The following is a 22,182-nucleotide window of genomic DNA, read 5'->3' as shown; positions in this document are numbered from 1 at the left end:
GCAACCGAACACTAATATCACCGCTCGATGTGAAGCGATGTTAGAGACCTCATCCTCCGGCGGTAGTGTCGCGGTTTTTAAGCTGGATCGACTTGGGCGCTCCGTCCTGCATTTGGCTGATTTATTGGTGAGATTTGAGCACGAAAGCGTGCATTTCGTCTCCCTTTCCGAAGGGATCAACACGACCACGCCGGGCAGCAAGCTCGTGTTACACATTTTCAGCGCCATGGCCGAATTCCAACGCGAAATCATCGTCGAAAATACCTGTGCCGGAATTGATGCCGCAAGGCAGCGCGGTGTGATTTTGGGGCGGCCAAGGACACTCACGCCAGAAGATATCGCCGAGGCCCATCGCCAGATCATGCAGGGACATAAAGACATGGAACAAATCGCCAACCTGTTCGACATCCACCCGAAAACGGTAGAGCGAGCGTTTGAGCGGGAGGGGCTGGCGAAGGTGGCCTGATACATCAGGACATGCACGATGCTCAGCGTTTCGCCACGGTAAAACTATGCTCTGATGAAACGGCATTACAATGCTTCTCGAGAGAGCGAGTGAATTCGTGTGCTATACTCAAAAGTGGAATTCTACCTTTTAGTTTGGCTCGTTCGCGTCCCTACATCGAACACGCCCGTAATTTGCTGTCGAGGAGGTAAAGATTGATATGCTGACCATCTCGGAAACATTGGATGTTAATGCGATTTTTTGGGTGCGCTCCCTACCAGATGAAGAACTTGGGCCAACACGCCGAATAACTGATGAACTAACTGATCTTAGTAATAATCGCAGGGGATGGGCTTTTTTTGAAAAGGTCGTCGAAAATCGGAATGATTTGTTAGAGGCATTGGCGGAACTTGCTCGAAACGCGGAGGCAGGTCTCAGGCCAATTATTCATTTCGATGCCCACGGCTCTAAAGATGACGGACTGTTCCTAGCCCCCAGCAAAGAGTTTCTGGGGTGGGAAGAATTGGCTGATGCCCTTCGTGCAATAAATATAGCAACACAGAATAATTTGATTTGTGTGTTTGCTACGTGCTTTGCCTACTACTTTAATTTTCAAGTAGAGCTAAAAAAGCCAACGCCGAGCTATTTGATAATGGCTCCAGCCGATGAAATTAGGGTAGGCTTTCTAGAAGATCAAACTGCACCATTTTATACGATGGCTTTTGAAAGTGGCAATGTAACTGAAGCATTCCGTCTCACGCTTGGCGCGCATATGACCCTCTATCATTGCCAAGGAATTTTTGCAAAGGCGTTATCACGCTATGTTCGCAGTTTCTGCCAAGGAAAGGCGAAAAAAGCTCGGCAGGAGGGGCTGCTCAGCAGATTCTTAGCCGAGAACGATATTAACGACCCTAGCCCCGAAGACTTAAAGAAAGTCCGGCAATTGGTGAAAACTAGCATCAAGCCTAGCCAGAAGATAATTGACTATTATGCACCTAAGTTCTTGATCTGTCGTGAGCCAGCTTTCTGCTATGAGGACTTGGAGAAGCTTGTTCAGCGGAGTTAGCCTCAGACTTTTGATGTGTCGTTTCTATTGGCAATAATTCTCTCTCATACCCTCGCTTACACAAACGCGTGTTACGCAAGATGTGCGCGGTATTACCGCGCCTCTTGTCTGCGGTCGCTTTGCTGTCCTCGGCAAGGGGGCGTGCCGCCCCCTGTGCAACCCCCTGCCGAAGAATGATCAATCAATAATCTGGAAAACGTTCACGTTGACGCCCTTCCCCATCATGGTAGCGACCATCCCTCTCGTAGGATTCTGCTATATCGAACAGCATTCGTGCAACAAACGGAGTGCTATTCATGACCGCCTCTGCGTAGCCCCGGTATTTTGCAGCTAATGCCCTTTCTGGGTCTCCATTGTCCGGTGATGGCCGCCATTGACTGCCGCGGGAGTTCCGCTCTTCTAAGTTCATGCCGATGGCTATTTCTTGGGAGGCTACTTCTTCCATGACTTGGCGCACTTCGGCGCGAGGCCAGATTCCATCATTACCAACACCACACCTTTGCAGCAAGCTGCCGATTTTCTGATCTGTAATAGCTTCCCGGTTGTGTTTTTTGGCTAGTTCACGGACGGAATTAACCCACTCCCTTAAATGATCAGTGTTCAGGGCCCCATCATCCTGTGCTCCCGGTATCTGGCTCACATTTTCTAACGTCGTGTATGCCAATTCGGCGGCATTGCGGCGATGGACTGCATCCGTCGGCAATTCCAGCGCGGGATCATCATTGCCGTCATCACTTCTTCGAAAGCACAGAGCTACTAGATGGAAGAAAGTTTGGGGGGAGTTTGCCACTTCACGCGATAAGTTGGTGAACTTAAAGCCGGAATGCGACCCGATGGCGCGGACATACATGAATTCAAGCTGAGCTAATTTTGCAGAGTTTACATCATCCCGACCCTCTAGTACCTCGAATGCACTGACGATGTCGTGCGACTGCCATCTATAATGCTCATCCGGTTCGGTATCCTTGGTTGCCATATCATGCAAGAGAGTCACCAAAGTCTTAGTCTTTAGGCTTTCACAATCAAAACGCGACGAGAAAAAGGCCGCACGTGGGCGTTCGGCAGCCATCAGTTTTTCGACACAATAATTTAAATCCACATCATCGAAACGCCCCCAGCCAACATTGACGCTGCGCCAGTATTGCTGTTCAGATTGAGCGCCAAGTTTGGCTACCATATCCCAATTTTTCCGACCAAATGGTGCAAGCATGTGGAGACGTATTACTGCACTGGGCCTTCCTTTTTCCTCAAGTGCCTGCGAGGTGTCTGCAAGAAACCTCTCTAGCTTGTCATCAGTCAACTGGTGAAGAGCTCCGGAAGCGCATTGATCCAGCTTCTGTTGATCGAATCTTGCATGACCATTGATTGCGGCTGCCACAAACGCCAGCAACTCTTCATGCGACATTACGTGTTGGCCCAACGTCCATCCGACCATGTTTGCAGCATCACCGAGGGTACATAATTCGAAAATTCCATCATAGCCTAGCGCTGCTTGAACTTCCTGCAACGCCTTCGCGCGCTCCTCAGAAATCCATTTTTCACGGGCATCATGGTCGAAGTCGTCTGCACCCAATTCATCGCCTGAGTATTCAATCCATGTTTTAGCAAAGAGCCATAAATGGCGCTGCAACAAATCAGAAGGCTCCAATCGCGCGTATAGCTGGTGTCCGTTTTTGGTGTTATTGGAATGTGTCTTATGCCTTCGTGCTCGCTGCGTCATCGTCCGGATACGTACATGTTCCCTTAAAGCAGCGATTTCAGGTTGCGGTGGCTTACTTGTGAGCCAATTGTCTATATGAGAATAAATTACGTCCCGGTCGTCATCCGCTACGTCATCCAAAAGCTCAACAAGCCCTTTCAGATTCTCGAAATCAAACTTGGGCCATGCCAGCATCAAGTCGAGGCACATTCTACGAAAATCAAAGACATCCTTGTTGGTTAGTACGCGACTATTTTCGTTGGTTTCGTCTCGCCATCGAGGTTCGTATGATCCTGAGGTTACGCTCGGCATTGCGCTCAGTTGGCTCATGCAAAATGACCAACCAACTTTGGGATACCTGGAGCACAGGCTCTTGAGCACCTCAATTCTTTGATTTTGCGAGGCCATAGTGTGGGGGCGCCATGGCAGCAAGATATCTCGAATGGACCCCGTTGGTTTGTTGACCCAGTTGTCGTCAATAGGATACCGGCATAGTTCTGCTAAAATCAGAATAACGCGATTCAATCGCGCCGGATTCCATGCCAAAACTTCCAATGCCCATAACATTCCTGTCCGATCGCAGCCGGAAAATAAACCGCTCTCAGCTGGCTCAAACAGACCGTCAATTGCCGGAGTGTCTTTTTTCAATTCATCCTCAACGATCTCCAGAAAAGCGTCCGGGGCAGCTTCCGCATAGCAGGGCAAATCATTTTGCTGCGATAGCCAAACGCGTGGGTTGCGATCTGTGAGCAAACGACGAACCAAGGACGCTACCTGCCATTCCACACTCCCCCCTCGCTTGCCGCCGAGTACCTTTGGTCCATGAACCGCCAATAATATGAGTGCATCCGCAATGCTTCGGCGCACTGTGCCGGAGTATTCGCGTACCTTTCCATAGATTGCAGCAGTCCAGCGTTCTGATTTCTCCAAGTCCAGTGATGGATCATCCTCTTCAAGTACGCATTCTGCTACAAACAGAAAACGCTCCAAATCGTCTTCTGAAATATAGGCGGCAACGGCACTGAGACTTTCCAACCGCGACGCTACGCCGCCAACGTCGCCTTCCTGCAAGATCGGCGCATCATCAAGCGCGCTCAATTCGGTAAGCCGTTGTCCAACGATATTCACCGGCACATCCGCGACCAAGCTGACGATCTCGCGGTCGGAAACGTTACCCCAGCGCCACCGCCCTAAAAGGACGAATGGGATCATCCATCTCGCATATTCCGGGTTCTGTGCCCAAGACGGGGTTTTAAGCCCTGGGGTTCTGGCTAATAGCCGCCTTAGTATTGTTGGAGAACGGCTACTGCCACGGATGATCGATGCATGCCTACCTTCATCAAGTTTCATTTCTTTTATGGCTTCTTGGAAGGACTCGTAGTTTGGCGGGCTTACTTCAATACTATTGCCGTCCACACCCAAATTTCTGTCCGTGACAATCACGAATTTTCTTTCTGGCAGTAGACTGACGGCGTGATTATCTAGTTCGCCCGAGTGAATAACAGGGATCATTTCACTTTTTATGCCAGCTAGTTTTTTCATTGGCTCGGGAGAATTGAAGAAAATGGCTTGCTCTCCAAGTATTTCGAGGTTTTCAGTTAGCTGTGTGGCAGCTGCCAGAAAGGCAACCCCCTCTTCTTTCGATGAAGCTGATATGATGAGTGGTTGAGAAGTTGAGCTTTGCAACCATTGTTCAATTCTTCCGGCATTCTTTTCAACCACATTCCGAAAAATAGCAGGGTTGATCTCGGGATTCGCTACGCGCGCCCACCCTCGCCAGTATTCATCAAGTGTCTGGCAGCCGTCTTTGGGTATGCCTAAGATATCGGCCAGCCATGCCTGAGCAGGAGGTGAATTTTCTAACCATTGCTCAAGATCGTTAGCATCGTAGGCTCGAACATCCTTCCATTTCCCCTCTGCACGTTTTGCGTCCACCCATTCAGCTTTTTTGGGCCAGTTCCTTGGCGTCACAAAAACAAATGTGGTTTCGAGGCGCTCCCTTTCAGGCAACTTGCTGCGCTCATTGTAGTCTTTGTCTGCTTTGGGTTTTGGTCTCGCATCGCAACCAAACTCCCAACCGGAAGTCCCGGCAGGCACCCAAGCATTCGGAGCCTCGCAGACAACACGGCCATCCCAGCCGTGGCGTTGTGACAGGTCGTATGCAGGGAAATCGGCTTCCGTTACCATGGCGCCAGTTGTATGGACTAGTCGACGCAGAAAAGCTGGCAGCAAGGGGCGCGCATCTAGTTTTTCCGGCCATGTCGCGATGTTTATCGCCTTAAGCTCTAAAAAAGAAGGCGCATAACTCCTTACTATAACTTGCCGATCAGATTCATCATTCCCATAGCTATTGTAAGCTTGTTGCATGCTTAGCAGGGCATCTTTCTTTGCCCCGAAGGCCTTCTCTATGCGTGCAGCCATTTTAGGAGACAAGGACGCCTTCCCGTTCAGAAGGTTCGATAGCGCCGGCCTGGACACGCCCAGCAACTTTGCTGCCTTACTGACGCTCACACCTTTGGGTATAACATGTTCCTTAATGTAAGCACCGGGGTGAATTGGAGAGGTTGTGTCTGTCATGGCTGCCTCCTTAGAAGCTGGTTCCGATATATTTTGAAATTATGTGTAAAGTGTAACGTTACAGTTTACACATTGTCAATTTTTTCCAACCAACCTGTGGTCGCACCCTTCGGGCCGGGCTGTCGTGAACCGAGCCCGTTTCACGGTCTCGGCCATTCAGCTTCCATCCCTTGCGCTTGCTTAGGGGCCAGCCCCTCAGCGCACTTCATAAAAAATAGACGGTCTCCCGAGGCTCGGTTCGCTTGATGCGCCCCTGCGCCCGCCGTCGATTTTTTCTTCCGTTTGCACACCCCGTTCTCGGCGAAGGCCAAGGGTTGCATGAGCAACCCCAAGCCCAAAGGAGATCAGGGAAATGGAAGTTACACTTTATGCACAGCCTTACGATATTACTGCGTCCGGGTTTTATTTCGAGACACCGGAGCAATACGAAAAGCGCGCGGCCAAAGCACGGAGCGATTTCGGCCAGCCGGTCGAAGAATTTGAAATTCAGTTTATCGACGGCGATCAGATTGACTGTGCATTAGCGCAAGCGTGGAGGATCAATCAGGTTAATTTTTCAGCCTTCTTGGAGGCTATCGAGGATTGGGAGGATGAAACCAAACGCCGCTTTATTATTGCCGTTGGTGAATGTGGCTATGATGCGGCTGATGTTGCCGATGATCCGGAAAGCGTCGAGGTTGATTTGTATTACGTGGACAACCTGAAAGAACTGGCTGAGCAGTTTGTTGATGACGGATTATTTGGTGATATCCCGGAACAACTGCGTTTTTATATCGACTATGAGGCTATCGCCCGCGATCTTTCTGTGGATTACGCAATGACCGAAATTGCAGGTAGTTTTATCGCGTATAGATGCGGTTAGGGGCATAATAGACAGAGAAATTGGTGTTTGAGAAAACTCACAATTCCCAAAATTGGCAATTTTTGACAATATGAGCTTAGGCATGTCATTATAAAGAAAGAGATTCGAGGAGATTTGTCATGCCAACCCGCAATATCAACTTAACAGATCACTACGCGCAATATGTCGAAAACGCGCTGACCTCAGGGCGCTATAAGAATGCCAGCGAAGTAGTTCGCGCCGCTCTTCGGCTGTTGGAACGGCAGGAATCTGAGGACGCTGTCAAGATCGAGGCATTGCGGGCTGCCTTCAAAGAAGGCGAGGATGCTTACCGGCGGGGGGATTTTGTTGCGCTGGAAGATGATGAAGATATTGACCAAATATTTGCGGATATAGCCGATGAGGTAGATCGGCGAGCATAGCAGGATGGCAAATTCTTTTTCTATTACCCTTACCGGCCCCGCCCGCAACGATCTCTTGCAGATCAGAGAATATACTCAGCGAACGTATGGCCGTGCTGCCGCGGATGCATACGACGCGCTTTTGAGGCAAGCTTTCAAAGATATTCGCGATGATCCCTATCGCCCCGGTAGTAAAGAGCGCTCCGAAATTGGCGGGAATATCCGCAGCTTCCATACATCTTTAAGCCGTAAGCGGGCTTCTTCCTATGTGAAGGCTCCGCGTCATTTTGTGCTTTATTTTATACCAAGTGACAACGAGGTTGCCGTAAGTCGCGTCTTGCATGATGCGCGCGATTTGGCGCGGCATCTCCCAGAGAAACACCTGGATCAGCTCCATAAATTCAAGGAAAAGCGCGAGAGCGATATTGCGAAGAAAGGCCGCAGCAAGCGGCCTCGCTAACCACAAGAGATTCAAAACAAGACTGGAGTGGGGAAAGTCCTGTGCTGAGAAAGCTATACGTAAAAATTCGAAAATGGCTTGTGTCAAATAAGTGGGGGGTTCCGATTGCACTCTTGGTGGCCCCTTTGTTTTTGTTGCCAAGTGATTTAAGTGATCGAAATGGAGTTTATGGCCGAATAGCTCGAAGTTATTGGCATGTCATCTGGACGGGATGCTTTTTTGCAGGAGCTTTTCTCAAATTCTCAGGAGCGGTAATATCGACGTTGCATCCAGAGATTTTGAAAATGCCTTTATTTGATTTTATCTCAACGGAAAAATTTGTTGATATTAGCTATTACATTTTCAGTTTTCTGATTTCATGTGCTGCTATCTTTATTGGAGCGGCGATAGCTTATGGTTTTCACAAGTCAAGTGAAGCCATAATCAGGAAGGTTGGTGGAGCCGCAAATATTCCAGAATTTAAGTACTTTACAATGCAATGGAGTGTTTTGTTGTGTTGGTTTGGCGGGTTCACATGGCTCTTGAGCTACTTTGTTCCTTACTTAACCAGAAGCGAGCCGTTTCCCGATATTTCACATTACTTCACCGAAGAAAATTGGCTGGTATTGGTGCCTTTTGCGATTATTACCCTGCTAGGTATGAGGCGTGAGCACGTCAGGTTTGTTGGACAAAAGCAAATGTACCCGAGCTCTTTCGTCGGAATTCTCGTGAGCATTGCTTCCATCGGTATCTTGGTATTAAGCATGTTCGCTATTACACGTTTATCAATGTTATTTTAGCCATGATAGAGGCGCATCATGTCTTGCCTTCCACAACAACAATGCAGATTGGAATTTAAGGCTCCGGCCCATCGCGTGATCTTGAGCGGCGGCGGGCCCGGTCTTGAGATTGCCTGCGTCTGCGTTGCTTGAATTCTTCCCGGCGGGCGGCGCGATCTGCATCGGCCTCGGTTTCCATCTTCTGAAACACTTTCGCATCCTCGGTAAGGCTGCGTGCCGTGGCTTTGTTTTCTTCGCGCCCGTCTGCCCGTTTTTTCACAGTTTCGCGGCGCTGGGCCAGTTGCGCAGCGGTAAGTTTATCACGCGCCGCCTTATCCCGCTGTTGAGCTTTCGCACTTTCCTGCGCATTGCGTTCCAGTGTTTTGCGCCGCGCGCCCGTCACGCGGTCTAACAGACCAAGCAAGCCATTTCGAATGCGCTGTTTGCGTTCTTGTTCTTCGGCTTCTTGCCTTTGATGCGCCGCTTCTTTAAAGGCCTCACGCTGTTTTTGTTGCCGAATTTTCAGGGCTTCACGTTTAACTGTTGCCTGTTTATCTTCACGCTGCTCTTTCTCTACAACTTCACGCTGAAATTCCTCCATCTTGGCCTGCATTACGCGGGCAATCTCGATTTTCGTATCGGCCACGGAAGGGAGCGCCGTTTCTTCGCCGAGACGTTCACGCACTTCTTTGGTTTTTATGCCCACGCGCTTAGCAATGTTATGAACCTCACCATGCCGGTCCACAGCCACATGTCCGCGCAGATCTCCACGCGCCAGCCAATAGCCCCGCTCTTGCAGGGCATGGGTAAAGGCGATCTTTGAATCGGAAATTGCCCAAGCATCCTGAAAGGCCGCTTTAATCTCACGCGGGTCTTCCTTGATGCGCTTTGCCTGTTGCCATTCAGCGAGTGTAAAGTTGCGCGGATCACGCTGGCCGCTTACGGCTAGACCGCGCGGCATTTTCCAGCCATGCTCCAGATAGAGATCACGAGATATGTCCTGCATCTTGCGCTTGGAGTGCGGCAGAGGAATAGCCTTCATTTCTTCCACATCAATGCGGCTCCATACCGCATGGGCATGGCGGCGCATTTCTCCGTCATCACCGCGTTTTTCATGAAAGACGATAGCGCGCGGCTGACCACTCAGGCCTAGCTTGGTTTCTGTGCGCTTTATCGCACTCATGAACTGTTGCTGGGATACATCCGCGCCCTTGGGCGGGTTCAGGCTTAGCGAGAACAGGAATTGCTTACACTTTGTCGCCCGGCTCATGGCGTAACTTTCCTGAAAAGCGCCATCGAGGTCATCTGCGATAAAACCGCGAAGCTCGGCAACTTCCACCCGCTCGTTTTCTTCTTTCATAAGGTGACGCGCCAGATCACGCGCCCCGCCGCGTTGATTGCCGACAAGGATCATGATTTTAACCCAAGTGCAGAAATGAGAGCCGCACGCATTTCCTGGATATGGCAGCACGCCTCATGCAAGGCGGCACGCTCCTTTTCTGGCATATCTATGCGCTCGGCTTCTGCCGTCGCCAATAGCAAGAAGAGGCAGGAAACTTGTTCGGACTTGCCCATCATGCCCAGAATGCGCGCCAGCGCCGCATAATCCTGCGGCGGTGATTTAACTGCTTTGCGTGCTGCGCCTTGCCCATCCAAAAGCCGGGAGCGGATATATGTACCAAGGGGACGCTTCCCGGCCCTGCGCTCCAGATAGGCACGTTCATCAGGGTTCAGGCGAATAGAAAATGGTGCCGGGCGCGGACGCTTGGACTTACCGGAGGCGGCAGATTTGAAAGCTTGTGAGGGGATCATGGTTCCAGCCCTCCGATATCGTTGCGGGTATCTTCATCAAGGGCCTTTAACTGATCTTCCCAATCCCGTAGTTCTTGGAAGAGAGCGTCTAAACTTTCTCCCTCCGGCAGCACCATCGCTTACGAACCCAACCTGAATAGGTTGGGTTTTGTTGTTTTAGGCTCCCTCCGAAGTCCTTTTTTGATGCTCGAGTGATACATGAAAGTGTGACATGGGTCTTAAATACGTGCCTTGATTTTCCCTTGCGATCAAACAACAGGATGCGAATTGAAGACCGCTCTGAAGAAGTCTTTATGGTCTGTTGCGCGTTAATAACAATTAAAGTAACTCAAGGCTGTCTGTACTCCATGGTTGAATTCATTTAAGGTGTTTGTGGATTGATAAACTTAATGAATCTCTAATAAACGCAGATTTTTTTTCAGCCAGTCCTGCATCGTTATAGGGGTATTTAAGTTTGATTTTGGTTGCCAATATATAGGGGGGCAGCCGGGGGAAGGTTTATACCATTACTTCGGGAGTAGTGGGCATTTGACCGATGGACATTGGGGGCACAATGGCCTATCTGCGAAATCATACGATTTTGTCTTCGACGGATCTTGATGAGGTTCGTGAATCGATCGGAAATTTGATTTCTCCGCATCATTTCGACGTCAAGGGTAAACACGCAGACCTGAATGCCAGCTTCGCGGTCGCGCAATGTGATGATCTTAGTTTGATGCATGTCACGTTCGGCGATGTCGGGATCAGTGTGAAATCACCGGAACAGGATGCTGACGGTCTGCTGCTATTTCAGGTCACCAGTGGCGCGGGTGTTTTTCAGCACGCAGGGAAGGAAGTGGAATTTTCGAGCGACGGCGGTTTAATTCGCGATTTGGCTGCTCCAATCACCGGGCTTGAGGAAGGCTTTGGCGCCTATGTGGTTCCTTTGTCGAAAAAAAAACTAAAGGCGCATGCCCGTAGTTTGGTTGGGGAGGATGTGGATCTGATCGGATTGGCATTCGAGACCGAGGTCGATTTTACCGCGCCTGGGGGGAAGATGATCCGCAACACTATTCGCTATATGGCTGACGCGCTGGAAGCGCCTTTGCATGAGTTGAACAACCCGATTGTCAACGGGCAGATCCAGGATATGTTGTTGACCCAGTGCCTGACGTTGTTGCCCAACAGTTATCAAGACGTTTTGAATGGCCGTTCTGTCACAACGATCGTTCCATATTACGTCAAGCGGGCACGTGATTATATTCATGCTCATGCAGACCGAAAACTGGGACTTGCCGAGATATCAGCTGTGGCGGGATGTGGTTATCGCGGGCTGCAAAGAGGCTTTATGGATGCCTATGGTACATCGCCGATGAATTATTTACGTATTGTTCGGTTAAAGCGCATCCGCGCTCTGTTGCTGACAGGGCAGGTTGGGGACACGATCAGTGGCATTGCAGGCAAATGGGGCTTTGCCCATATGGGGCGGTTTGCGCAGGCTTATTATGATGAATTCGGTGAATTTCCATCCGAGACATTGCGCAAAGGTTCTTAAATTAGTGAGGGTCTATCCTCAAAACGACAGACGTATCCGAAGAGCGTCATAAACGTCCCGCCGTGTGTCATTTCACGTTTATTTATATCCATTCTTGTTCAATCTTGTGCGCGGGAGACTGATGCACGGGATTTTTTTGGGTTGATATCTGGCACGTGTCCTTTGGCACAGATGCGGTTGATCGACGGAAATTCCAAGCTCAAACACGGCCCTTTTGACGGGGAAGGCAATCTAAGTAGCGGTTTTTTGTCAAGAAAGACTTGAGGCGCTGCTTGTAGCTTGCCTGCACGGGATTTTTTGAATTTTGCACGATCTCGTTCACGACCAATGCTTGTCCATAGGGGCAAGCATTATGGCATTCGCGCTTGATGTTAAGGAGTGCGCAGAATGCCGGGACTGGTGAATGAGCCGGTGTGATTTAGCTGGGGAACTTCCAATGAAAACGACTTTTATGTCGGTGTTCGCGACCGGGTTGATCTGGTGCGCGATGCTTGCGCTGGTGGTGTTTGGCACCCTGACGAGCGTGTCTGTTGCGGTCGCGCAGCAAACGCAAGCCAGTTTTTCCGAAGGCCATGCAATTTGCGGTGCGCTTGATCTGCGCACAGGTAAGCTTTTGCCACCGTGCAGCTTTGACAAGGCAGAATATACCGGCAAGGCGGTTGGTAAATGTCCAACCGGATCCTTTTTTGATCTTGGCACATGGTCCTGTTTTACCTGCCCAAGTGGCTATAACAGAACTGGATTTGCGGTTGATACACCCAAGGCCTGTTCCAAAGAAATTCGCCCCGAATACAAATACGCAAAGCGGGTCGCCGGGCACAAAGCATGCCCTGCCGGTTCGTTCAAGGATGGTCGGAACGGTGGCGAATGTTGGTCATGCCCGACCGGATATAGCCGCACGATGTCCGCGTTGACGGCATGGGATGCCTGCGGCAAGGTTTTTGCAAGCGCGCGTAAGGCTGAATTTATTGACCGCGTCTGCCTTGAAGGCTCGTTCCCGGACCCGAATGGTGGTTGTTATATCTGTCCTACGGGGTTCAGCCGCACCGCTGCTGCGGTGACTGGTCATAACGCCTGTTTTCGTAATGAAAGTCAGGTTGCCGCGAAAAAAGAAGCAGCACTGACATGTAAAGAAGGTGACCTGTTCGATTTCATCGATGGGGGCACGTGTTGGAAATGTCCTGCGAATTCTGTTCGTTCACTCTTTGGGGTCAAATCGGATAAGGCGTGCGAATATACCGATATGCTCTGGGAACCGGCCAAGCGGGCCCCGAATGGTTTGTTCCGTATCCCCGGTGGTCATGAAATTGCTGCCCAAGTCATCAAAGAGCGCACTCGGATCGATGGTGCGATCAAGAAATTCCTCTCGATTGATACCAATACCGCGCAGGAGCGTGAGGAGTTTGCAAAGGGTGCATGGGAGTTGATCCAGACAGAGCCCGAGAACTCTCCAATTCTGATGGCAGCCGTTTATGATCATGTTTTTGACCTTGTCATCAATGGTCCGAAGACTGACCCTGAACGGGACATCGTGAGGTCCTTGGGCAATTACGTTCAAGGATCCCGCATGTTGGTGGCAGAGGAAATGAGCCGCGTTTGGGAAAGCTGGAATCGTGGAATAGAGATGAACACCCGGCGTCTCAGCGGATCTAACATGGTCAGCGCCTATAATACGGGCGTCCGTCCACCCAATATGCAAACCACACTCCAAGACATCATGACATTGTCGCCCGGTGCCTTGGTCGGCACGATGTTGTATGGGGCGACGCGTGCACTACATACGTCTATTACGGTCGCCAAAGTGGCTAAGACTGTAATGCGTCAAATTTTCCCATACGCCAAAGACTTCGCAAAATTAGCAAGCATATCGCTTTCAACGTCAGCCAGCACAGCTGCGGGTATTGTTGCGGCTCCTTTTGCTTTCCTAACGGTCGCGACGATAATTGCGTCGATTGCAACCGACATTGCCGCCGATCAGGATAAACAAGGCGCCATCGTCAAAGATGCGATGGAGATTGCGAAGCGCCCGGTAATTTTATCGCGGCTTTTACTGACCGAGGAAGGGCGGACTGAAGTTTCAAGCAACTGGGCCTTGATGACCCAAGAGCAGTTCAAACCAAGGCCGCTCGTTTGGCATAAGTTGATGTCATCAACACCGACGTCAGAGCCAACCTCAATACAGGAACTCGTACTTGCCCAAGGGCAACAGAACATGCCGAATTTGGACAATTTTTCCATTGATATTGAAGGTGTGACCACGCATCCCAATAGCTCTGCACTTACTGCTGCATCTTCGACTTGGACCAAAGTTCCCGGCAAGGCTCAGGATGTGGCGATCGGGTCTGATGGTACGACCTATGCGATTGGAACGCCCAAGGGCAGGGGTGGGTTTAGGATGTTTAAACGCGCCAAAAACGCAACTTCCTGGACCAAGATCAAAGGTGCTGCTGTTCGCATTGCGGTTGCGGGCACCCAGCCTTGGGTCGTGACCGATGATGGTCAGATTTTCTCGCAGGCCGGTTCTGGATGGAAAAAAGTCGCAGGCCCGGCAGCGCAAGATATCGGTGCCAGTGTGAGTGGCGTTTGGATTATCGACCTTAAGGGCAAAATCCATAAACGATCAGGGAATGGTTGGCAGAATATTCCCGGAACGGCTTATCGGGTCGATATTGATCAGGATGGCCGCCCTTGGGTTGTCGACCTGAAGGGGCAGATTTTCGTCCATAACGATAAACAAAAATGGGTGAAGTTGCCAGGGTCCGCCATTGACGTGGCAGCCGATGTGCTGGGCATGACACGGGTCATTGGCAAGGACGGAAAGACCTACGTCTATAACACCACAAAACGCAATTGGGATCGGATTTCGGAAGAAGCTGAATCAACGGCTATTGGTGCAGGTGGCGGCGAAGTTTGGCGGCTGACCAAGCAGTACGGTCTTTATCGATTGCAATAATCGGTCACGGGTTGGGGCGTATTTCGCCTCAACCCGTGTCGCTTTGTTGATGAAGCTGTCTGGTCCAATAAGAAAATAAGAATGGGAATTCTATGCGGTTGTTTATGACGTCTCTTCGCAGCACGGTTGCGGTTTGTGCTTTGGTGACTTTGGCGGGGTGTCAAACGCTGGCTTTGAACGCGCCGAACGACCCGGAAAAGCAGTTTGTTGTTAATCCTGCCGCCCAAACCGATGCCGTCCAGGAACTGGTGCGCGAAAGTATTCAGGCGTTGGAAGCCCAGAAAATTGATGAAGCGTCACGCTTGATCAATTTGGCTTTGAAGCTTGATATCACCAACCCGGATTTGCAGTTTTTTAATGGACTGACGTACCACCTGATGGGGGTTCAGGGGGACGCCAGCAAATTTGAGTTAGCGGAACAAGGGTATAAGCAAGCACTTAAATTCGACCCTGGTAACTTGGCTGCGAATTACCAATTGGGTCTTTTATATATGGATCAACGGCGCTATGGCCTGGCGCAGGGCTATTTTGCGGCAGTTGCGCTGCATCGTGGCGACGATCCGTCGGTGCTTTATAGCCTGGCTTCAGCGTCTTATTATGCGCGTGACCCCAAAACATCGGAAGCGGCGTTAAAGCGTCTGATCGCCATTGCACCGGAAGCAAAACAACAACCCGAAGTTCTGAAAGCCGCGGCATTATCCTTGGCAGCGATGGATGACCGTGAAGGGGCGGCGGCCTTTGTCTCGGCTTATCGTGATGCGGTTTTGGGGCCTGAAAACGTCAATTATCTGGAACGTCGAGTTCGAGGTTGGCAGTCATTTTATGACAGTGATGCCAAGGTTCTGATGGCCCAGTATGGCAATGACCCCTATAGCAGTGATCCATATGGTTCAAGTAGTGATCCTTATGGCAACGACCCCTATAGCAGTGATCCATATGGCTCCGTAAGCGATCCTTATGGTTCTGCACCTGATCCGTATGGTTCGCAGCAGCAGGGTGCTTATGGTGCGACCGGTCAGCAAGGAGGCGCGACACAACAAGGCTTTGCTGATTCAAGCATGGTGGTGGTCGATGTCGTTTTGATTGGTACGCAGGAAGATGTTCGTAATTCGCGCGGCATTAATCTGTTGAACGGATTGCAGTTACAGTTTGGTGATCCGCTGACCGGAACGACAGGCTTTGGTTATGAAAGCACACGAACCAAGGATTATTTGAATACCGGGTTGGAGGAAAGCACCCAAACGCTGACCCGAGCCATTAGTATTCCTGCGGTGACTTATTCTTTGAATATCGCCAATTCTGCCGATGCAAATAATCAGGTGTTGGCCAAACCAAGTTTGGTGGCGCAGGCGGGGCAAACGTCGGAATTTTTCTCGGGTACTGAAATTCTTGCTGCGGCTGTTTCGGGCGGCAATGGCGACAGCGTTTCGGTGCAAAAGGAGGTCGGTGTAAAGCTTGCGGTGACGCCGGAAATTTTGCCTGATGATATGATCCGTTTGCATGTCGTTGCAGAACGCACCTTCCTGACCGATCCTTCCAATTCAGTTGTATTTGAATTCCGCCTCGACACTACCAAGACCAATGTTAACTCAACCGTGACAATGAAGTTCGGCGAGACCTTGGTGCTGGGGGGATTGAGTGAGCGTGAGACATCTAAATCAGCCGATGGTGTGCCGGGTTTGATGGATGTGCCGATCCTTAATCTGTTGTTCTCGCAGCGTGTTGAACGCCAGTTCGAACGTTCGGTCTTGATTTTGATGACACCCCGTCGCCCGCAATACGCCCGCCGGGCGCAAGCCGATCGTGATATCGCGAACGAAGAAATGTCGGATTTGGAACGCGATATCGAACGCTTTCAGCAGCGTCACAAGGATTGGTTTACGCCCCGCGCGACATTTAGCGAAGTCATGGAAAAGCTGCAAGGACGTGAATTCTTTGAGGAATTCAGAAACGGGGATGTGAAAGTTCAGTCTTGGCAAAGCGACGCCAACGGCCAGCAACATATTGCGATGGTGCGTGACCGGTTGCTTAATAAATAACGTTTTTGTTTTCAGAAAATGTGATGCGAGGTCGTCTAATGACGCTGGCGATAGTGCGGTTTTGTCTGGTTCTGTTCTGTGTCGTATTTGGTACAGGCCAGCCTATCAAGGATGCTTGGGCGCAAAATAGTTCAACCTCCGTAACTTGGACCCGGTTGCCCGGCAAGGCTGTTGATATATCGATCAACAGTCAGGGACAGGCTTATGCCGTTGCCCCGAATGGAACGCCGTGGCGGTGGGATGCGTTGGAACAACGCTGGCGCAAAATGTCGGGGGACTTCGTTAGGATTTCAGCAGCAGAGGGAAACCGCCCTTGGGCGGTCAACGCAGAAGGCGTGGTTTTTCGCTATAACGGTTTGTGGTGGGAAAACAAAGATACCGATGTTGCCGATGTTACCGCCGATGCGTTGGGCAATGTTTATATAGCCAAAATTAGCGGTGAAATCAAAAAATGGAATCCGTTGCGCAGTGAATGGCAACCGCTTGAAGGCCAGACCTATCGCATCGCTTTAGACATGGCAGGAAATCCTTGGAGTCTGGCCCGTGATGGGCGGATTAGAGCCTATGACGGCAAGGGTTGGATTGCCATGCCCGGGCGTGCCGTAGACATTGCGATTGGCGGTGATGATACGGTGGTGATTGCCGATGCAGATGGTCGGGTAAGGATCTGGAACAAGGTACAGCGTAGTTGGCGGGTGGTTTCCGGGGTTGAGGGTGTGATGGCGGTGGCCGCAACATCAGATGGTGGGCCGTGGGCGGTAATCGCGGATGGTGGCATCATGGCGACTACGTTGATCGTCGCACCAGAGAAAATTAAAACCGAAGAAGGCCGGGCACCGGAAATTCAGGCCCCCTCCGCTGTTGCACCTGTTGATAGTGCCCCTGTGGCAGTTGCCTCGGGTCTTGCGGCGGCCCCTGCAACACCAGCGGCAGCCGTTGCGCCCTCGGTTCAAGTCGCGCCAGTGACGGCACAGGTGCAAACGGCCGATGGCGTTATTGCGGCCCCGGTTTCACCTGAAACAAATGGAACCGGACAAAATGCCGCAAGGACTGTTGCCCCTGCCTCAGAGGTGGCGGGCACGACGGATCCGACGGCAGTGACAACGAACGAGGACATTACTTTCGTCAATACCCGCAAGAGCGCCTCTGTGCTGGCAATCGGTCGGGATGGCAGTGTGTTTGGTCTGGATGCAGGCGGGAATATCCTGCGCTGGTCAAACAGTCGCAAGCGGTTCGAAAGTTTTCCTGGCACTTTGGTGCGCCTAGCGGTTGATGCAGATGGTAATCCATGGGGGATTTCCACGTTGGGGCGGGTGTTTCGCCATACGGGCAATTTGTGGAAGCAAATCCCCAACGCGACGGGTTCTGACATTTCTATTGGCGCGGATGGATCGGTGGTGATCGCGGATGCGTCAGGAAATCTATCCAAACTTAATGATGCGATGACCCGGTTTGAACGTATTCCCGGACAGGGCCTGTTGGTGGCGGTGGCCCCGGATGGGACCCCTTGGACAATCCGTTCTGACAATCTGGTGCAACGTTGCACATCGTCGCCTTGCGAAATGTTCGCGCAAAAAGCCAAAAGCATCGCCGTCGGCCCGGATGGCAGCGTCTATGTGGTGTCGGACAGAGGATTTTTGATGCGTCTGGCCTCTGATGGCAAAACCTTTGAAGTGGTTCGGACGTCCGGTCATACGCCGCAAAGTGTGGCGGTGGGGCCTAATGGTTATCCTTGGGTGGTTTCGACGGATACGCTTGCACTGGCATCGACATTTTTTGAACGCGATGAGCAATCTGATCGTGCGGTCGCTGTATCGACGGGTGGCGATACCGCTGGCAGTGGCAGTATTGCTGCCGTGGTTGATGTGTCATCTAATACTGACTTCACATTCTCAAAGAATATGGCTTTTGATACATATACCACAGGTCTTAGCAGCCTGGATGAATTGGTCGTTGGGCAAGACGATGAGGTTTACGTTTACGGTATGCCCGGTGGGCAGGATTCAAATAAGTTTCTGAAGTTTAACAGTACAAAAAAGAAATTCGAAGAAGTCTCGATTTCATTCTCTGGAAATCTGAGCAATATCGATGTGGCAAGGGATGGCACCATTTGGACGGCAAATAGCGGGTCGGTTTATAAGTTGTCTTCAACGGGCAGCGTGCTGCGAACTTATTCGGTAACGTCCGGCGAAATCCGAAATCTGTCGATTGGCCCGGATGACACTGTTTATGTTGTGATCGAGAAAACGCTTTATCATCTTAAGTCTGGAACCAGCGTGTTTACCAAATTCAGCAACGACGATGTCTATAAGGTCGCGGTTGGACGTGCGGACGATTTGTGGATTGTTGATTCTGGTAATATCGTTCAACAATTTACGGGAACGAAATTTGAAAACCGACCACTGGGTCAAAGCGTAAGAGTACAGGACATTGGTGCGGGCACGGACGGAAGTGTCTATATCTCTTTTTGGGATGGCAGCACGTATGTTTTAAAAAAATGGAATGCCACAAACAAGTCATTCGATACGGTCAAAAATATACATGCTGATAAGGTGGATGTGACTTCAGATGGCCGTCCCTGGATTGCCTATACCAGCGAAAACGCTGATGTGAAACGCGGGAAAGATTAGGGTTTGAACCTAAATTCATAACGCCCTTTCCTGTCACCTGTTGGCCGCGTCGCGGCGCCCGACGTTAAATTTAAAAAAAGGCCACTAAACCATATGGTTTAGCGGCCTTTTGCATGTGGTCGGCAAGGATCGGATCAGCTTGCGAAGGATAGCTGAACCTTAACCGATTTGCTGCGATCACGCGCGATGTCAAAGGCTTCCTGTGCTGTTTCAAGCGGGAAGGTCTGGGTGATCACCGGGGCCACGTCAATTGCGCCGGTATCAATCAGGTGAACGGCTTCTGTAAATTCGCTGTGGAATCGGAATGTGCCGGTAATCGTCAGTTCCTTGGCGACCAGTGGGTTAAACGGCACCGGGATTTCACCGGCAACGCCGACCTGAACAAGAAGACCTTGCGGACGCAAAACCGCGATGGCGGATCGAAGGGCTGCCGGGGATGCCGAACATTCCAGACAGACATCAAACTGTCCCTTGTCTTGTTCGTACGGTTTTAATTCATCCGCTGAGGTCGCGATGTTGATGGTTTTGGTTGCCCCCATTTGTTGCGCAACACCAAGGGCGAAATCCTGAAGATCAGTGACAACAATTTCACTGGCCCCGGCACGTTTGGCGGCCGCGGCACACAGGCTGCCGATGGGGCCTGCCCCGGTGATCAGGACTTTCTTGCCTGCAAGGTCACCGGCACGTCCGACGGCATGCAAACAAACGGCAAGGGGTTCGGCGCAGGCCGCGCGCCCGATGTCTGTTTGGTCGCTGATGCGCACACATTGGTTCTGAGCAACATTAACCAGATCGCGGAAGGCACCCTGAATATGGGGCATCGGCATGGCGGACCCGAAGAATTTCATATTCAGGCAATGCTGTTGCAGGTCTTGCTGGCAATAACGGCACGTACCGCAAGGATGGCTTGGATTGATTGCGACTTTTTGACCGATTTGAAGATCGGTAACATCCGGACCCAGTGCAACAATCGTCCCGGCTGCTTCATGGCCCAGAATAATCGGTTCGCGCACCCGGATCTGACCGATCCCGCCGTCGAAATAGTAATGCATGTCCGATCCGCAAACACCACCGGCCCCGACGCGCACAAGGACTTCGCCCTGTGCGGGGGCAGGGGCGGTTTCGGTTTCAATCCGAAGATCATTTTGGCCATACAGACGGCAAACACGTGTTTGCATTTATTACTCCATCAAGGACGGCAGCCAGGTCGACAGCGCCGGAATATATGAAACCAGAAACAGGATCATGATATTGGTCAGAAGGAACGGTGCCAGTGCCCGGATTACGGTGGTGACCGGTGCCTTGGCAATGTTTGCGCAAATAAACATGCAAATTCCGACCGGTGGGGTGGTCAAACCGATCATCAGGTTCAAAACGGCAAACACCGCGAAATGAATAGGATCAACACCGACGTTGGTGGCAAGGGTCAGTAACGGCACGAACAGGATGATCAGGGCCGCAATGGTTTCCATGAACATCCCGACGACCAGCAGAACCAGATTGATCAGCAAGATAACGACGTATTTGTTATCGGTAATTGATAATACACCGTCCGAAATCATCTGTGGGATGCGTTCGGAAACAAGAATCCAGCCAAATACATTCGCAAGCCCGACAAGGGCCAGAATAGCGGCCGCGGTTACCGCACTGTCGATGATGATTTTTGGAACCTTGCGCAGCGGCAATTCGCGATAGACAAAGCAGCCGACAAAAAAGGCATAGACGCTGGCAATCACGGCGGTTTCGGTCGGGGTTGCGATGCCGCTAAGCAGGCCGCCGATGATCAGACCGGTCATGGCCAGTGCCCAGAAGGCACCGGTAAAGGATCGGGCCAATTCGCCAAAGCCCTGCCATGGTTGATGCGGGAAACCGCGCTTTACCGCGATGATGTAACAGGTGACCATCATGGCCAAGCCCATCATGATGCCCGGAATGGCACCTGCGATAAACATTTTGCCCACCGATATGCCCGATAGCGCGCCAACAATGATCATGGGCATGCTGGGCGGAATGATCGGTCCAACGGTCGAGGATGCGGCCGTGACGGCGGCGGAAAATGCCGGGGTATAGCCCGCCCGGATCATGCCCGGGATCATCATGCCGCCAATCGATGCTGCATCGGCGACGGCGGTTCCTGAAATACCGCCAAACAACATGGAACCTGCCACATTGGTCAGGCCAAGCCCGCCGCGCATCCATCCGACCATGGCATTGGCAAATCGAACGATCCGGGGTGTGATGCCGCCGCCATTCATCAGGTTACCAGCAAGGATAAAGCCCGGAATGCACAGAAGGACAAACACATCCATCCCGGCAAACATCTTTTGCGGGATCACGACAAGCGGAATACCTTCAAGAAGCAGATAGCAAAGCGAGGACAGCCCCAATGTCACGGCAACAGGAAGGCCAATGACAAGGCTAAGGAAGAAAACGCCAAGTAAAATCGCGAGGCTCATGGGAAGTCCTTCGTCGTGTCTTCAGGTTTTCCGTCGGATGCGCCAGTGATGACACGTATCATCCGCAGAGCCGCAAAAAGTGCCAGAAGGGCAAGAAGAATGAAAACGGTGACGTGGATAAAGTCCATCCGGACACCAAGGGCGGGCGAGGTCTGAAGCTCGCCGATTGAGACAAACATCCATGCCGGTGACAGCAGAACAAGACAGAACGCAGCCGTTAGTCCGGCGGAAACAAACATCAGGGCGCGCTGAATGCGCGGCGGCAACATTTCGCAAACGATGTCGACATTGACCAATTCGCCATTCCGAAATGAAAGCCCAACGCCAAAAGCTGCCAAAAACAGCAATGCATGACGGGTCAATTCTTCGGTCCAGACGGGTGAGTCTGGCAGGAATGTTCGGGAAAAGACCTGTGTCAGGACTGTTGCGATCAGAATACCAAAAGCAATCCCTGTTCCGATCCGGCAAAGCGCAATGATAGATGTATATAATCTGGCAGAAAGCACGTCAC

The 22,182-nt window shown here is 51.2% G+C and carries 16 protein-coding genes; 10 read left to right on the top strand and 6 right to left on the bottom strand.

Annotation, left to right across the window (positions count from 1 at the left end):
* Both TALK_RS15440 and TALK_RS15435 read left to right on the top strand, forming a co-directional pair.
* Positions 1-466, top strand: a 466-nt coding sequence (locus TALK_RS15440) for a recombinase family protein (protein WP_139833855.1), incomplete at its 5' end; no start/stop codon positions are given.
* A gap of 199 nt (positions 467-665) precedes the next feature.
* On the top strand, positions 666-1,511 hold the full coding sequence (locus tag TALK_RS15435; RefSeq protein WP_085620034.1) for a hypothetical protein: 846 nt from the start codon (positions 666-668) through the stop codon (positions 1,509-1,511).
* A gap of 181 nt (positions 1,512-1,692) precedes the next feature.
* On the opposite strand, the gene TALK_RS15430 is transcribed toward TALK_RS15435, so the two are convergent.
* On the bottom strand, positions 1,693-5,787 hold the full coding sequence (locus TALK_RS15430; RefSeq protein ID WP_085620033.1) for a HigA family addiction module antitoxin: 4,095 nt from the start codon (positions 5,785-5,787) through the stop codon (positions 1,693-1,695).
* Positions 5,788-6,139: 352 nt separating this feature from the next.
* Here TALK_RS15430 and TALK_RS15420 point away from each other — a divergent pair, with 352 nt between their 5' ends.
* The 4 genes from TALK_RS15420 (at position 6,140) to TALK_RS15405 (ending at position 8,268) form a co-directional block, all read left to right on the top strand.
* On the top strand, positions 6,140-6,649 hold the full coding sequence (locus TALK_RS15420) for an antirestriction protein ArdA (RefSeq protein ID WP_085620031.1): 510 nt from the start codon (positions 6,140-6,142) through the stop codon (positions 6,647-6,649).
* Between the two features lie 119 nt (positions 6,650-6,768).
* Positions 6,769-7,050 (top strand): type II toxin-antitoxin system ParD family antitoxin, encoded by a 282-nt coding sequence (locus tag TALK_RS15415; RefSeq protein ID WP_085620030.1) that lies wholly within the window; start codon positions 6,769-6,771, stop codon positions 7,048-7,050.
* 4 nt (positions 7,051-7,054) lie between these two features.
* The gene (locus TALK_RS15410; RefSeq protein WP_085620029.1) at positions 7,055-7,489 is read left to right on the top strand and encodes a type II toxin-antitoxin system RelE/ParE family toxin; all 435 of its coding nucleotides are present in this window, start codon (positions 7,055-7,057) and stop codon (positions 7,487-7,489) included.
* Between the two features lie 41 nt (positions 7,490-7,530).
* Entirely contained in the window at positions 7,531-8,268 is a 738-nt protein-coding gene (locus TALK_RS15405; RefSeq protein ID WP_139833854.1) for a hypothetical protein, read from the top strand.
* Between the two features lie 55 nt (positions 8,269-8,323).
* On the opposite strand, the gene TALK_RS15400 is transcribed toward TALK_RS15405, so the two are convergent.
* Both TALK_RS15400 and TALK_RS15395 read right to left on the bottom strand, forming a co-directional pair.
* On the bottom strand, positions 8,324-9,661 hold the full coding sequence (locus TALK_RS15400) for a relaxase/mobilization nuclease domain-containing protein (protein ID WP_085620027.1): 1,338 nt from the start codon (positions 9,659-9,661) through the stop codon (positions 8,324-8,326).
* A complete protein-coding gene (locus TALK_RS15395) occupies positions 9,658-10,059 on the bottom strand; it encodes a hypothetical protein (RefSeq protein WP_085620026.1) in 402 nt (133 codons plus the stop codon). Before TALK_RS15395 ends, TALK_RS15400 begins: the two co-directional genes overlap by 4 nt.
* A gap of 535 nt (positions 10,060-10,594) precedes the next feature.
* Here TALK_RS15395 and TALK_RS15390 point away from each other — a divergent pair.
* The 4 genes from TALK_RS15390 to TALK_RS15375 all read left to right on the top strand — a co-directional run bounded on the left by TALK_RS15390 (position 10,595) and on the right by TALK_RS15375 (position 19,215).
* A complete protein-coding gene (locus TALK_RS15390) occupies positions 10,595-11,593 on the top strand; it encodes a helix-turn-helix domain-containing protein (RefSeq protein ID WP_085620025.1) in 999 nt (332 codons plus the stop codon).
* Positions 11,594-12,494: 901 nt separating this feature from the next.
* Positions 12,495-14,546: a tectonin domain-containing protein gene (locus TALK_RS15385; protein ID WP_139833853.1), complete on the top strand. Its 2,052-nt coding sequence runs from the start codon at positions 12,495-12,497 to the stop codon at positions 14,544-14,546.
* Between the two features lie 104 nt (positions 14,547-14,650).
* Positions 14,651-16,585: a hypothetical protein gene (locus TALK_RS15380; RefSeq protein ID WP_169715048.1), complete on the top strand. Its 1,935-nt coding sequence runs from the start codon at positions 14,651-14,653 to the stop codon at positions 16,583-16,585.
* Positions 16,586-16,623: 38 nt separating this feature from the next.
* A complete protein-coding gene (locus TALK_RS15375) occupies positions 16,624-19,215 on the top strand; it encodes a hypothetical protein (RefSeq protein WP_085620022.1) in 2,592 nt (863 codons plus the stop codon).
* A 134-nt stretch (positions 19,216-19,349) separates the two neighbouring features.
* Here the strand turns inward: TALK_RS15375 and TALK_RS15370 are convergent, their stop codons facing one another.
* Genes TALK_RS15370 through TALK_RS15360 form a run of 3 tightly spaced genes read right to left on the bottom strand, consistent with a single transcriptional unit; the run spans position 19,350 to position 22,177 of the window.
* The gene (locus TALK_RS15370) at positions 19,350-20,393 is read right to left on the bottom strand and encodes an L-idonate 5-dehydrogenase (protein WP_085620021.1); all 1,044 of its coding nucleotides are present in this window, start codon (positions 20,391-20,393) and stop codon (positions 19,350-19,352) included.
* A 3-nt stretch (positions 20,394-20,396) separates the two neighbouring features.
* Positions 20,397-21,671: a TRAP transporter large permease gene (locus TALK_RS15365; protein ID WP_085620020.1), complete on the bottom strand. Its 1,275-nt coding sequence runs from the start codon at positions 21,669-21,671 to the stop codon at positions 20,397-20,399.
* Positions 21,668-22,177: a TRAP transporter small permease gene (locus TALK_RS15360; protein ID WP_085620019.1), complete on the bottom strand. Its 510-nt coding sequence runs from the start codon at positions 22,175-22,177 to the stop codon at positions 21,668-21,670. Before TALK_RS15360 ends, TALK_RS15365 begins: the two co-directional genes overlap by 4 nt.
* Between the last annotated feature and the right edge of the window lie 5 nt (positions 22,178-22,182).

The organism is Thalassospira alkalitolerans (assembly GCF_002115745.1).
Classification (GTDB): domain Bacteria; phylum Pseudomonadota; class Alphaproteobacteria; order Rhodospirillales; family Thalassospiraceae; genus Thalassospira; species Thalassospira alkalitolerans.
This window is presented reverse-complemented; position numbering and strand designations above follow the sequence as displayed.